Origin of the sequence: Natronorubrum halalkaliphilum, assembly GCF_009834785.1 — an archaeon.
Taxonomy (GTDB): domain Archaea; phylum Halobacteriota; class Halobacteria; order Halobacteriales; family Natrialbaceae; genus Natronorubrum; species Natronorubrum halalkaliphilum.
This window is the reverse complement of record NZ_WUYX01000013.1, coordinates 97,820-111,998: the sequence shown is the minus strand read 5'-3', so window position 1 is coordinate 111,998 and position 14,179 is coordinate 97,820. Positions and strand designations below refer to the sequence as shown.

The window sequence follows — 14,179 nt, the reverse complement described above, 5'->3', positions numbered from 1 at the left end:
GTGTGCTCTGTATTGGTCGGCTCTCGCTCAGTAGTAGAAGAAATCGGCCGAGTTAGTCTCCCTCGGCCTGTTTGGCGATCTCGTCGACGACCTCCGGATTCCGAAGCGTCGACGTGTTGCCCAGTTCGTCGCCGCTCGCGATGTTCTCGAGCAGGCGGCGCATGATCTTGCCCGACCGCGTCTTCGGCAGTTCGGGCGTGAAGATCACTTCCTCCGGTTTCGCGATCGGGCCGATCGAATCGAGGACGCCCTCAACGACGCGTTCCTCGAGTTCCTCGTCCGTCTCGGTGCCGTCTTCGGAGATGGCGTAGACGTAGACGGCCTCGCCTTTGACCTCGTGGTCGCCGCCGACGACGGCGGCTTCGGCGATCCCTTCGACGCCGACGACGGCCGATTCGATCTCCATCGTGCCGAGGCGGTGGCCGGAGACGTTGATGACGTCGTCGACGCGGCCGAGGACGGTGATGTAGCCGTCGTCGTCGATTTTCGCGCCGTCTTCCGGGAAGTAGACCCATTCGTCGGACCCCTCGTCGGAGTACTCCTGCCAGTACTCCTCGATGAATCGCTCGTCGTTGTTGTACAGCGTTCGGAGCATCCCGGGCCACGGGTTGTTGACCGTGACGTAGCCGGCCTCGCCGGCCGAAACCTCATCACCCTGTGCGTCGACGATCCGTGCGTCGATACCCGGCAGGGGCGGCCCCGCAGAGCCGGGTTTCATCTCGTTGATCCCCGGCAGCGTGGTGATCATCATGCCGCCAGTTTCGGTCTGCCACCAGGTGTCGACGATGGGACACTCCTCGTTGCCGATGTGTTTGTAGTACCACTTCCAGGCCCGCGGGTTGATCGGCTCGCCGACGGTGCCGAGCAGTCGCAGCGAGGAGAGGTCGTGGTTCTCGGTGTACTCCTCGCCCCATTTCATGAACGCGCGGATAGCCGTCGGCGCGGTGTAGAAGATGTCGACGTCGTTCTTCTCGACGATCTCCCAGAGTCGATCCTTGTCGGGATAATCCGGCGTTCCCTCGTACATCACGCTCGTCGTGCCCAGTGCGAGCGGCCCGTAGACGATGTAGGAGTGGCCCGTGATCCAGCCGATATCGGCCGAACACCAGTAGGTGTCGTCGGCTTCGATGTCCAGGACGGCGCGGCTCGTCCAGGCGGTGTAGGCCAGATAGCCGCCGGTCGTGTGTTTCACGCCCTTGGGCTTCCCGGTCGTCCCCGACGTGTACATCAGGAACAGCATGTCCTCCGCGTCGCGGGAAACGGGCTCGACCGTCGATCCTTCGTGGTCGGCCACCAGTTCGTCGTAGTCGTGTTGGTTGTCCGCGAGGTCGTGGGAGAGGTCGTCGCCCAGTCGGTCGACAACCACGACGTCGGACACCTCGTGCTCGACGCCCTCGAGGCCCTCGTTGGCCTTCGAGATGTGATCCAGCGCGTCGCCGCGACGGTAGTAGCCGTCGCAGGTGACCAGATACTCGCTTTCGGCCGAGTTCATCCGGGTCGCGAGCGCGTCGGCCGAGAAACCGGCGAAGACGACGCTGTGTGGCGCGCCGATGCGGGCACACGCCAGCATGGCGATCGGCAACTCCGGAATCATCGGCATGTAGAGGGTGACGACGTCGTCCTCCTCGACGCCGAGGTCGCGCAGCGTCGCCGCGAAGTCCTCGACTTCGTCCAACAGTTCGGCGTAGGTGTAGCTTCGCGTCTCGCCGAGTTCGCCCTCCCACTCGATGGCCGCGCTGTCGGCGCGGCCCTCCTCGACGTGGCGATCGAGACAGTTGTACGACGCGTTCAGTTCGCCGCCGGTGAACCACTCGTAGAACGGCGCGTCACCGTCTTCGAGGACGGTGTCGTACTCTTCGTCCCACGAGAGCAGGTCTGCGGCGCGCTCCCAGCATTCGGGCCAGTTCTCCTCGAACTCCTCGTAGATCGCCGGATCCGTGACGTTCGCCTGTTCGACGAACGACTCGGGCGGTTCGAACGTTTCCTGTTCCTCGAGACGAGCCTCGAGGTTGGCATCCTCCTGTGACATGATACACCAACCCAAAACACAACGAGCATCGTAAGTGCTCCATCTAGTTGTACAAAATCGGGCCCCGAACCCGGTGAACACCTCGGCGATACTGACTGTATAAGGAGGCTATATCCGATTATACGGGGTTGTCTCGGGCCCGGATCGGTCGCGCGACGGACGGCCGTGAGCCGCGAGGGTCGATCGAGAGTCGGTTCTCGCTCTCCCCCGGACACCACTCTAGAGGATTAGTGCGAATCTCGGCCGTGCGCTCGCGGACGTTCCGTTAGTCCTGTTCCGCGACCTCGGCCCCGCTCCCGGTCGGATCGTCGAGGAACGTCCGTAAGAGTTCGTGTTGGCCCTTTCGGAGGTGGTTGTGCAACGTCGGCGAGGAGATCCCCATCGCGTCGGCGATCTCCTCGGCCGTGCTCTCGCGGGGCCAGTCGTAGTAGCCGCCGAAGTAGGCCGCTCGGAGCGACGCTTCCTGGCGATCGGTCAGTCGGTCCTCGAGGCCTTCCTGGAACTCGCGGGCCGTCTGGACGGTCCGTTCGGCCTCGCGCTTTCCGACCAGTTCGGAGTCGGGGAACGCGGAGCGAAGGCCCGCGACGATCGTCCGCAGGTCGGCGTCGGCGGCGCACTCGGCCGTGATCGTCGTCACGCCGTCCTCGGTGACGGCCTCGAGGACGGTCACGCCGTACTCGGTAAGCGTCAACGCCGGCGAGGAGCCGTCGACGACGAACTCGACGCGCCAGCCGTCCTCGTCGGTCTCGACCAGTCGGCAGTCGTCGATCCCGGGGTCGTCCGCCGCGAGATCGAAGAGGTCGGCCGGCGACGCCCCCTCGAGGCGCAGGTAGTACAGCTGTGTCGTCTCCGAAACCGGGACGAGCGAGTCGAGTTCGAACCGACAGCCCAGTCGCCGCGCGGCGTCGACGAAGAAGGAGTCGGCGTCCCGGCAATCGATCTCGAGTTCGACGACGCGGTCGGACAGCAGGAGGTTGCGCCGGCGAACCGCGGCGATCGCGTAGCCGACCTGCTGGCCGATCGTCTCGAGCCACCGGCGTTCGTCCGCGTCGAAATCGGAGACGCCGTCGGTCGCGACCGAGAGCGTGCCGTACACCGTGTCGCCGTAGACGAGCGGGACGCGTGCGAGCACGCCGCCGTCGTCCTCGCGGTCGCCGCGCTCTCCGGGCCCGCGTTCGACCGGGAGGCTCACGTCGGTCGCGACCGAGACCGCGGCGTCGCCGTCGTCGGTCGGCGGTTCGTCCGCTCGCCACTCCGCCGGAACCAGTCGATCGACCTCGCTCGGTTCGATCCCGCTCGAGGCGCGCCACGCTCGCTGTCGATCCGAGAGCGTCGCTCGGTCGATCCAGGCGAACGCGTAGGCCTCCCCCTCGGTCAGCGCGGTACAGGTCTTCGTCTCGATCTCCTCGTGGTCCGTCGATTCGAACAGCGATCGCGTGACGGATCGGTAGGCCCGGGCGACGGCATCCCGTCGCTCGAGTTCGTCGCGGCGCGACCGGACGGACTCGAGTTCGTCGTGGGACGCCGAGACGTCGCGGACGAAGACGGCGAAGCCGCGGTGGCGTCCCTGATCGTCCCGCAGCGGGGAGATGACCTCGGTCGCCCGAAATCGCGACCCGTCCTCGTGAACGCGCCAGCCGTCGTCCTCGTAACCGGACTCCTCCAGGCTCGCCGCTAACGTCCGCTCGGGGACGCCATCGTCGACGGCCTCGTCCGTGTAGAACGTCGAGACGTGCGTGCCGACGATTTCGCCGGCTCGGTAGCCGAACATCGACGCCGCGCTTCGGTTCCAGCGCTCGACGTAGCCGTCGGCGTCGAGGCGGATGAGGGCGTATCGGTCGCTCGCGGCGAGGAGCAGGCGGACCACGCTGTCGTCGCTCACGGCCGAGCCGGGCTGTGTTCCCGAGCGACCGCGACGCTGTCCGTGTCCATGCCCGTGCCCGGCTCCCGTCGCTCGTTCGAGCGCGTCGAAGGCGTCGACGATCTCCGCGTCCGCCGGCTCGGGCAGGTACGGCTCGAGCGCTTCGAAACTCCGCCAGCCGCCGGCGGCCTTGACGACTCGAGGGTTGACCGCGTGGTCGACGAGCGCCCGCCGGGCGAAATACTGCCGCAGATCGCTCGTGGATGCGTCGGTAAGCGCTGGCTGGTCGAACAGGTCGCCGGCCCGGTCGGCGACGTCCGACACCAGCATCTGGAGGCGTCGCGCGGTAACGGAAAAGATCCGGTCGTCGGGCGACAGTCCGTTGCTCCGCGCGTATCGCCGCAGTTCCCGCTCGATTCGTGTCGGCAGGTACGCCGTTCTGCCGTCCCCGTCGCCGACGGCCGGCACCCGAATCAGATATCGCGGCGGATCGATCCGGACCTGTTCGACGTCGTCGATCGTGAGCGCGGTGAGCTCCGTCGGACGGAGCCCGACGTCACCGCAGAGCCGGACGACGAGCGCCTCACGATACGTTTCGGCGGCGTCGAGGAGCGACTCGTACTGTTCGCGCGAGAGCACCGTCGAGTCGGGCTCCTCGAGACTCATATTTCGCCCTTTCCAGTGACGCGAACATAATTGTGTCGACACGGTCCGCTATCAGAACCCGCTGCCGGTGCTAACGCCGATACCAGAACGAAGAAGGCTTCGCGAGAGTTGATAGTCCGAAACAGCCGATCGGCTACTCACTCATCGCGGATTTCGGCCTGGATCTCGCCGACGATTTCGGGATTGCGCAACGCGCTCGTATCTCCCAACTCTTCGCCGTTCGCGACGTCCTCGAGCAGGCGACGCATGATCTTCCCCGAGCGCGTCTTCGGGAGTTCGGGTGTGAAGACGATCCCTTCGGGACGGGCGAACGGACCGATCGCCGCCTCGATGTTGTCGATGATCGCCTCGCGAACCGCGGCGGTGTCGTCGTACCCGCCCTCCGTGCTGACGTAGGCGTAAATATCGGTTCCCTTCGTCTCGCTCGAGCGCCCGACGACGGCCGATTCGGCGACGCCGGGGACGTCGGTGATCGCGCTCTCGATTTCCATCGTGCTCAGGCGACGGCCGGAGACGTTGATCACGTCGTCGACCCGACCGAGAACGGTGATGTAGCCGTCCTCATCGACTCGAGCGGCGTCGCCGCTGAAGTAGCGCCACTCCTCGCGGTCGGGGTTCGAGAAGCGGTCCCAGTACTCCGTCAGGAAGCGGTCGTCGCCGTCGTACAGCGTCCGGGCCATGCCGGGCCACGGACGGGCGATGGTCAGGTAACCGGCCTCGCCGGCGTCGACCTCGGCGCCGGATTCGTCGACGATACGGACGTCGATGCCGGGGAGTCCCGGCCCCGCAGCGCCGGGTTTCATCTCGTCGACGCCCGGCAACGTCGAGACCGTCACCGCGCCGGTCTCGGTCTGCCACCAGGTGTCGACGACGGGGCAGTTCTCCGTGCCGATGTGCTCGTAGTACCAGTTCCAGGGCCGCGGACTGATCGGTTCGCCGACGGTACCGAGCAGGCGCAGCGAGGACAGATCGTGCTGTGCAGGGTACTCTTCGCCCCACTTCATGAACGCGCGGATGGCCGTCGGCGCGGTGTAGAAGATGTCGACCGCGTTCCGGTCGACGATCTCCCAGAGCCGATCCCGGTCGGGGTAGTCCGGCGTTCCCTCGTACATCACCGTGGTCGTCCCCAGCGCGAGCGGGCCGTAGACGATGTAGGAGTGGCCGGTAATCCAGCCGATGTCAGCCGCACACCAGTAGGTGTCCTCGGGTTTGATGTCCAGAACCGCGTGGCTCGTCCAGGCGACGTGGGAGAGATAGCCGCCGGTCGTGTGGACGACACCCTTCGGTTCGCCGGTCGTCCCTGACGTGTACATCAGGAACAGCATGTCCCCGGCGTCTCTCGGAACAGGGTCGACGGTCTCACCCGCGAACGCGTCGACGAGGTCGTAGTAGTCGTGTTCGTTGTTGCCGAGGACGTGCGGCAGATCGTCGCCGAGACGATCGACGACGACGGTCTGGACGTCCTGCTCGAGGCCGAGCAGGGCGTTGTCGACCTTGCTCTTCTGGTTGAAGGCGTCGCCCCGGCGGTAGTAGCCGTCGCAGGTGACCAGATACTCGCTCTCGGCGGCCGCCATCCGGGTCGCGAGCGCGTCGGCCGACAGCCCCGCGAAGACGACGCTGTGTGGCGCTCCGATGCGGGCACACGCCAGCATGGCGATCGGGAGCTCCGGAATCATCGGGAGGTAGATCGTGACGACGTCGTCCTCCTCGACGCCGAGGTCGCCAAGCGCCGCCGCGAACTCGTTGACTGCGACGAAGAGGTCCCGATACGTGTACGTCTCTCGTTCGCCGTGTTTTCCCTCCCAGCGAATCGCCGTGTGGGTCTTGCGGCCCGCCTCGAGGTGCCGGTCGAGGCAGTTGTACGACGCGTTCAACGTTCCGCCCTGGAACCAGCGATAGAAGGGCGCGTCCTCGTCCTCGAGGACGGTGTCGTACGCGTCGCTCCACGACAGCAGGTCGGCTGCCCGTTCCCAGCACTCCGGCCAGTTCTCCTCGAACGCCTCGTGGATCCCCGACTCCGTGACGTTCGCTTGCTCGACGAACGACGACGGAGGGCGTCGGAGTGACCCGGTGAGGACGTGACGGTCACGCCCCCACCCGTTCCGATCGACCATATTTCGTCCGAATCGAGGGCAGGCACCGGAATAAGCGTTGCCTCGCGAGCTTTTTTAACGGGGTCCTCCCACGGCCGCAGGCCGCCCGAACGGTCATCGGAACTGGAGGAACTGTCGATCGTCGCTTCGCTCGCCGACGGCCGGATAGATCACGATGAAGTTGCCGTCGGTCTCCTCGGAGACCGTCGTCGGGAGCGTCCGAAGTTCCGAATGCCAGCCCATTGTTCCCCGGCGGGCGCTCATCGTGACGACGAGGTCCGTCTCGTCGATGTCGTCGCGCAGACGGGCGGAGACGGCGCTCCAGTCGTCCACCCGCTCGAACGTCGCCGGAACGTCGGGGGAGACCATATCGAAGAGGCGCTCGAACTGATCGGGGTTTCGGTCCACGACGAGGCCCCGGACCGGCGCACCGACCTGTTCCGCGAGGTGTTCGATCGTGTGTACGGCCTCGTAGAACCCGTCGTTGTGGTCGATCCCCGGCGGCAGGATCACCACGACCTCGCCCGTCGTGTTCAGGGGCTGGCGCACGTGAGAGACCAACACGAGCTGTTTCGTCCGGATAAGCACCTGGTCGATGACGTCGCCGAACACGCGCTGGTGGCGCGGCGCCCCGTCCCAGCCGATGATCAGCGTCGTGATCCGATTCTCGAGGATCGCCCGAATGATCCCCGAGGCGACGTTCCCTTCGACCCGGGTCTGGCGCTCGAGGGGGACTTCGGCTCCGGCGGTGTAGGCCTCGGTCTCCTCGAGCGACGATTCGATCTCGGCGATGTCGGCTTCGGCTCGAGAGCCTGGCTGGGCGACGCTCAGGGTGTACAGCGGCTGATCGTCACCGGCCTCGCGGACGATCAGGGCGAGATCGAGCAGTCGCTCGCGGTACTGAGACTCGCGCGAGAACGGAACCATGACCCGCTGTGGCGCGTTTCTGGGATCGTACTCGGTGTGCTCGGACGCGCGGACGATCGCCCGTCCGTAGCGGTCGACGACGGCGGGGCTGATGACACTGACGACCAGGATCATCAGCACGACGGCGTTGAGCATGGCCTCGCCGAACAGGCCCGCGTCGAATCCGATCAGAACGATCGCGAGCGCCGCCGCAGCCTGACCGACCGAGAGTCCGAACATCGTCATCGTCTCGTCGTGGGAGTAGCCGTATCGGCGTGCGGTCACCCAGGCCGCGGCGTACTTCGTCGTGAGCACGAGGCCGACGAACGCGACGGTGATCGACAGCGTGTCGAGGCCGTCGGTCAGCACCCGAGCGTCGACGAGCATTCCGACCGACAGCAGGAAGAACGGGATGAACAGCGCGTTCCCGACGAATTCGATGCGGTTCATCAGGGGTCCGCTCTCGGGGATCAGACGGTTGAGCACGAGGCCGGCGAGGAACGCGCCGACGATGTACTCGACGCCGGCGAGTTCGGCGAGGTAGGCACAGACGAACAGGACGGCCATCACGAATAGGAACTCGAAGTAACTCTCCTGGTCGACGGTCCGAAAGAACCAGCGGCCGATCCGGGGAACGAGCAGCCAGACGCCCGCGAAAAAGAGCGCGAGTCCGCCCGCGAGTTCGAGCCAGAAGCCGGCCCCGAGTTCGCCGTCCGCGCCGGCGATGACGACGGCGAGGACGAGCAACGCGAGCGTATCGGTGATGATCGTGCCGCCGATCGTCGCCGTGACGCTCTCGGTCTTCGTGATCCCGAGTCGGTTGACGACCGGGTACGCGAGCAGGGTGTGGGAAGCGAAGATGGCGGCGAACAGCGCTGCGGCACCGACCGAGAGCCCGAGGACGTAGTAGCCGACGACGGTCCCGATCGCCTGCGGGATGACGAACGAAAGGAGCCCGAAGACGATGCTCCGATCCTTGTACTCGATGAACTGGGCGAGGTTGATCTCGAGGCCCGCGACGAACATCAGGTAGACGATGCCGACCTCGCCGAGCAGGACGATCGTCTCGTCGCGCTCGAGCACGCCCAGCCCGTTGGGGCCGATGACCGCGCCGACGACGATGATGCCGATGATCCCCGGGAGCCGGTACCGACCCAGCACCAGCGGGACGACCAGAAAGACGATCATCGCCAGCCCGAAGATGAGGATCGGATCGTCGATCGGGAGCGACAGCGCCGCCGGGATCATGGTCCGATCGCTCCGTCGGGCACTCGACGACGTCCGTTCGTCACAACCGTTCGAACCTGTATCGACACGTTTCTACTCGAGACTGTCACGTCCGCATACTAACGGCCCTCGGTTTCGATATCCCCGATTCGACTTCGCTCGTATCAAACTCCGATACTCCGCTCCGATCGGGTCATCCGTTTCGACCGCAAAACGTTGCCCAGTCGACCGGGTTCGGCGTCGCGATGCTCATAGTCCGTCGGTCGAATCGATGTCAGTGATGTCCTCGGGATCGAGCGCTTCGCCGGGCTCGCGGACGACGTAGACGTCGTAGCGCTGGTCGTTGGCGACAGGGCTGCCGACGCTCGACTGCGGAGCGATCACGGAGCCCGCGTTTTCCGACCCGATAAAGACCACCGAGGCCTCGATTTCGCCGGCGATGCGTCGGATTTCCCGGACGACGTTCGTGGTCGAGGTCGCGGTCGGTTCGTCGGAATTGACGCGCTCGGTCCGGAACGTCGCCTCCGAATCGATCTCTTCAGCTCGCGCTCGGATCCCCGTTTCGATGGCGTCCGGATCGAACGGTTCCCCCTCCGTAATCCAGCCCCGGTCCCGCGCGTACTCGGCGTCGTCGGGGATCACCGTCACCACGACGACCTCCTCGTCCAGCAACTCGCCAAAGGCGGCGGCCTTCTCGAGCGCTTTTCTCGCCAGGTCCGACCCGTCGAAGGGCACGAGTAGTGTCATACTGTCCTGTGGTACGACGGCGGAGGTAAATGTTCGCCCTCCGACAACCGGCCAGCTACCGGCCGGAGACCGCGGCTTCGGAACCAGCGCCGGCGATACCTCTCACCGACGCTGCGATCGACGACGCATCGAAATCTCGTAGCACTATATGTCGCGACTCGTAGTGTCTCGTATGACGGACGAAGTCCCGGTCAATCGCACGGATCTGCTCATCCTGCTGGCGGTATCGGTCGGCGGCGGATTTCTCATTGCGTCGCTGATACTCACGCCGGAGCTCTCACCGCAGTTTCTCAACACCGGGTTCGTCGGCACGATGTTGCTGGCCTTCTTCCTGTTCATTCCGGTGATGGGGATCCGGCTCTTCCTCGACGACTCGCGAGAAGAGTAGCCCGCCGCCGCTATGCATCGTCGGCCGGCGCTCGCGCACCGACGACCGCGACGACGTTCCGAACGTAGCGCATGCTCGTCGCGATCGACATGATGCCGTCCATCAACGCCTGCTGACGGGCTTCGTCCGGGTAGAGCCGATACTCGACCTGTACCGTCTCCGCCCGTTGCAGTCGGCAGGAGTCCCCGTTCGGGTCGAGAAACGTGTAGAACCCCGGCGTCGCCGCCAGCATCGGGCCGATGTACTCGAGGAGTTCGCCCCGGTTCTGGTCGTCACGGAGCAACTCTTTGGTCCGTTCGGTGTCGAACCCGCTCCGACCGACGATTCGGACGGGGCCGAACTCCTCCTCTTTGATCACGTGAACCGGAAGCTGTGAGAGTTCGACCTGGAGGTTGAACTCGGTGTCTTCGTCGGAGTGTGCCGTCACGCTACGGACCGCCGTCTCGTCCAGCCAGTGGCGAACCTGCGTCTCGCTAACGTGTCTCGTCATACGGTCCGGACGACGGCGGTCCGGATAAGGCTTCAGCGGTCTCCTGCATGCGTTTCGCAGTGTTGCGTTTCGACGGCGGCGGAGTCGCGTGACTCGAGCGACGATCAGTGCTTATCCGGCATCGTCGAGTGACGCGCGGTCCCCTTCATGTCCGCGCGTTCCGACGGCGGCGGCGCCATCGTCGAGTGGCGAGTTCCGCTTCCCGAGGCGGTACCGCGGTCCTGATCCGATCCGAGCCCCGAGTCGATGAGTCCGTCGTCCTCGTCTGCTTCGGCTTCTGCTTCGGCCTCGTCGTCGGACTCAGTCTCACCACCAACGGAACTAGCACTTGCACTCTGGAGTCGCTCTTGCAGTCCCCCGAGGTCGTCGCCGACGTCCGAAACCGTCGATTCCATCGCCGATCGAAGCTGTTCGCCGAGGTCGCCGTCCGACTCGTCGTCCGCATCGGTCTCGGCTCCGTCGTCATCGTCACCTCCGAACGCATCGTCGAGCCCGCTGGCCTCGCTGACGCCTTCGGCGACCGACTCGACGGCCGCTCGAGCCCCGCCGTTCTCGCTTTCGGACTCGTCGGTTTCGTCGGCGGTAACCGACTCGATCGCGTCTCGGACGACGCTCCCGTCGCTTTCGCTTTCTTCGTCCGTGTCGTCCTCGCCCTCCGTTTCACCGCTTTCTTCGGCTGGCGTTTCGTCTTCGGCTGCCGCCTCGTCTTCATCGCGCTCCTCGCTATCGGCAATCGACTGCCGTATCGCACCGGCAGCCCCCTCGAGCGCGCCGTCCTCGTCTCCGTCGGCGAGATTCGCTAGCCGGAGCAGCCGCTGTAGCTCCTCGACCTGCTCGGGATCGCCCCGCGCGATGGCCGCCGGGATCGAGTCGGGTTCGCTGCCGTCCGGCAGTTCGTCCAGCCCGACCGCCTCGAGTAGCGCGTCGGGTTCGGCCGAGTCCAGGAGGTCGCTCGCCCGGTCGGCGGTCTCGAGCAAGTCGGTCTCGTCCGACTCGCCGTTCTCGTCGGTGATCATCGACCCGCTCGCGGTCTCGGCGTCGTTCAGTATCTCGCTCACCCGTTCGTGAAGGTCCTGGCTCATGTGTCTCGTCCGTCTCTCGCTGTCGTCGCTCGGTCATCGTTCACGGTCCACGATTCCCCGTTCGGTCGCCGATTCGCCGCTCCGATTTCCGTCTCGCCCGCCGCTGGAGACTCGACGATTCGAAGACGGTAACCGAACTACTCGGCTTCCGCTTCCGCCTCCGACTCGTCTTCCTCGTCGTCCGTCACCGTCGCGATGATCTCTTCGGTCATCTCCTCGCGGCTCAGGTTCGCCTTCACGTCGACGTCTTTGGCCACCGACTGCAGGTCCTCGTAGGACATCACGCCGAGGAAGTCCTTGAGGGTATCCTTCCGGAGGTCCTCGATGTCCTCGACCGACGGCTCGTCGTCGGTCGCTTCTTCGGTTGTGTCGTCCTCGGATTCGGCCGCCTCGTCTTCGGACTCGTCCGCCGCGTCTTCCTCGGTGTCCTCGGCCTCAGGTTCCTCTTCGGCGTCGTCTTCCGACTCCGTCTCCGTGGACTCGTCCTCGTCGGCTTCGGCGTCGTCTTCACCCTCGTCATCGTCATCCGTCGCATCCTCGGCGGAGTCCGCTTCGTCTTCGGCGTCGTCCTCGGATTCAGCCGCCTCGTCTTCGGACTCGTCTGCATCTTCGGCTTCGGATTCGTCTTCGCTCTCGAGAACGTCATCGAGGCCGCTGGCCTCACTGACTTCCTGGGCGACCGACTCGACTGCCGCCTGCGCACCGCCGCTCTCGCTGTCACCCTCACTTTCGGCACCCTCGGCACTCTCGGGCTCGCCTTCACTCTCGCTTTCGTCCGCATCGCCCTCGAGAAGCCCCTCGACGCTACTTCCGTCGGTAACGTCCTGGGCCAGCGACTGGACCGAATCCTTGGCCTCGTTGTCTTCGACGGTCTGCGTGATGGCATCGCGGATCGCCGACTTGAGATCGGACTGGAGCTCTTTGCGGTCTTTCTCCTCTTCGAGGCCCTCGGCGATCGACTCGTGGATCCCGCGACCGATCGCCGCGCCGAACTCGCGGCCGACGCGTTCGCCGAACTCGCGGCCGACCGCGGCTCCGATTTCGCCGCCGTCGAGCCCGTCTTCGAGGCTGCCGTCGCCGAGCATATCGCTGACCTCGAGTTGGTCGCTTACCTCCTCGGCGACCAGCTGTTTCAACCCGGCCTCACTCATCGCGCTCACCTCGGGCCGGGGGGAGCGATCCGGTGCTGGAAGGCTGATTCGGTCGCATCGTCATTCCTCCTCGTCCTCACTGTCCGCATCGTCGTCCGCGGATTCGTCCTGGCTCTCCGCTTCGTCCGTCTCCTCGGATTCGTCCTCGCCTTCGGCGTCGGACTCGTCTGTCCCCTCACCTTCGTCGGCATCCTCGTCTTTCGCCTCTTCCTCGCCTTCTTCTGCGTCAGTTTCTTCGTCCTCATCCTCGTCTTCCGCTTCTTCCTCGCCTTCTTCTGCGTCGGACTCTTCGTCCTCGTCCTCTTCAGCCTCCGCTTCGTCCTCGTCCGCTGGCTCCTCGTCGGGACTGAACAGTTCGTCGACGACCATATCGCCAATCGTTCGGCCGATGGACTCGCCGACCTTCTGTCCGACGAGGGCACCGATCTGGCCGCCCAGGGCCTCCCCGAGCGGCTGGTCTTCGTCGATTTCGTCTTCCCACTGGGTGCCCTCGATCAGGTCGTCGACGTCGATGTTGTCGGTGATCTTTTCGTAGTCGATACGCTGTGTCACTGATTCGGATTCGTCACTCATGATTAGGCTCCGGCCTGTGATGCTGCTTCGGATTGGTCGCCCGATTCGTCCTGTTCGCTCTCCGGTTCTAGCTGCTCGATCAGTTGTTCGATGACCTGGCTGACGATCGTCGCCACGAGGTCTTCGATCGGGAAGCCGGGGATGAGCCCGAGGAGCTTCTCTTTCAGCCAGCTGCCGGCGGCGGAGATCCGACCGGGAGATTCGTCCGCCGCGTCTTCGGCCTCATCCGTATCGGCTTCGGCCTCTTCGTCGTCGGCCTCGGCTGGCTCGCCGTCTTCGGTTTCTGCCGCTTCCTCCTCGGCTTCACCGTCCGCACCGGTGCCGAAGAGTCCGCCGAGCCACGATACCGGCTTGGTGACGACCCCTTTCAGCCAACTGAAGAACGAGGCGATTCGGCCGCCGGACTCCGCCGCACCCTCTTCGGCTTTCTCCACGGCGCTCTCCGCTTGCTCGCCGCCGATTCCGAAGAGCTTGCTGAGCAATTCCTTCGGCTTGTTCACGACCGCGGTGAGCAGCTGTTTCGGTTTCTCGAACAATCCGCTGAGGAACTCCTTCGGTTTCTCGACGAGGCCGCTGAGCATCTCCATCGGCTTGCTCAGCGCCGATTTGATCTTGTCCGGAATCGACATCGCGCCGTCGAGCAGGCCCGTCACCGCGGACAGCAGGTTCCCGAGCAGGTTGTTCTCGCCCGGCCGTGCCGAGACGTCGAGCTGGACCGGGTTCAGGTTGACCTCGAGGCCGAGCAGGTCGAGGAACAAGCCGTCGAGATCGAGGTGCAAGACGCCGGAGGCGTCGTCGCCCTCGTACACCATTTCGGCATCGTCGGCGTGACCCTCTTCACGATCGTCTTCGACGAGTTCGCCGGTGTCTTCCGTTCCCTCTTCGGCTTCTTCTTGCTCGTCTTCGGCCTCCTCTTCTTCCGCTTCTTCTTCCTCGGCTTCTTCCTCTTGCTCGTCCTCGGCTTCC

General features: G+C 65.2%; 11 protein-coding genes. 1 reads left to right on the top strand and 10 read right to left on the bottom strand.

Features of this window, described 5'->3' with window-relative positions; all coding sequences use genetic code 11:
• Nucleotides 1–52: 52 nt before the first annotated feature.
• The 5 genes from acs (GS429_RS03010) to GS429_RS02990 form a co-directional block, all read right to left on the bottom strand.
• The gene (gene acs, locus GS429_RS03010) at nt 53–2,029 is read right to left on the bottom strand and encodes an acetate--CoA ligase (protein WP_160062569.1); all 1,977 of its coding nucleotides are present in this window, start codon (nt 2,027–2,029) and stop codon (nt 53–55) included.
• A 265-nt stretch (nt 2,030–2,294) separates the two neighbouring features.
• Nucleotides 2,295–4,556: a bacterio-opsin activator domain-containing protein gene (locus tag GS429_RS03005; RefSeq protein ID WP_160062568.1), complete on the bottom strand. Its 2,262-nt coding sequence runs from the start codon at nt 4,554–4,556 to the stop codon at nt 2,295–2,297.
• 137 nt (nt 4,557–4,693) lie between these two features.
• Nucleotides 4,694–6,670, bottom strand: coding sequence for an acetate--CoA ligase (gene acs / locus GS429_RS03000; protein ID WP_160062567.1), 1,977 nt, complete (start codon nt 6,668–6,670; stop codon nt 4,694–4,696).
• Between the two features lie 93 nt (nt 6,671–6,763).
• Nucleotides 6,764–8,803, bottom strand: a complete 2,040-nt coding sequence (locus GS429_RS02995; protein WP_160062565.1) for a cation:proton antiporter — start codon at nt 8,801–8,803, stop codon at nt 6,764–6,766.
• A gap of 228 nt (nt 8,804–9,031) precedes the next feature.
• Nucleotides 9,032–9,529, bottom strand: a complete 498-nt coding sequence (locus tag GS429_RS02990) for a universal stress protein (protein ID WP_160062563.1) — start codon at nt 9,527–9,529, stop codon at nt 9,032–9,034.
• Between the two features lie 172 nt (nt 9,530–9,701).
• On the opposite strand from GS429_RS02990, the gene GS429_RS02985 reads away from it, so the two are divergent.
• Entirely contained in the window at nt 9,702–9,917 is a 216-nt protein-coding gene (locus tag GS429_RS02985) for a hypothetical protein (RefSeq protein WP_160062561.1), read from the top strand.
• Nucleotides 9,918–9,927: 10 nt separating this feature from the next.
• Here the strand turns inward: GS429_RS02985 and GS429_RS02980 are convergent, their stop codons facing one another.
• From GS429_RS02980 to GS429_RS02960, 5 genes are all read right to left on the bottom strand, one after another.
• Nucleotides 9,928–10,407: a hypothetical protein gene (locus tag GS429_RS02980; RefSeq protein ID WP_160062559.1), complete on the bottom strand. Its 480-nt coding sequence runs from the start codon at nt 10,405–10,407 to the stop codon at nt 9,928–9,930.
• A 104-nt stretch (nt 10,408–10,511) separates the two neighbouring features.
• On the bottom strand, nt 10,512–11,489 hold the full coding sequence (locus tag GS429_RS02975; protein ID WP_160062557.1) for a hypothetical protein: 978 nt from the start codon (nt 11,487–11,489) through the stop codon (nt 10,512–10,514).
• Between the two features lie 137 nt (nt 11,490–11,626).
• A complete protein-coding gene (locus tag GS429_RS02970; protein WP_160062555.1) occupies nt 11,627–12,640 on the bottom strand; it encodes a hypothetical protein in 1,014 nt (337 codons plus the stop codon).
• A 60-nt stretch (nt 12,641–12,700) separates the two neighbouring features.
• Entirely contained in the window at nt 12,701–13,213 is a 513-nt protein-coding gene (locus tag GS429_RS02965) for a hypothetical protein (RefSeq protein ID WP_160062553.1), read from the bottom strand.
• Nucleotides 13,214–13,215: 2 nt separating this feature from the next.
• The coding region (locus GS429_RS02960; RefSeq protein WP_235920718.1) for a DNA primase at nt 13,216–14,179 on the bottom strand (964 nt) is incomplete at its 5' end.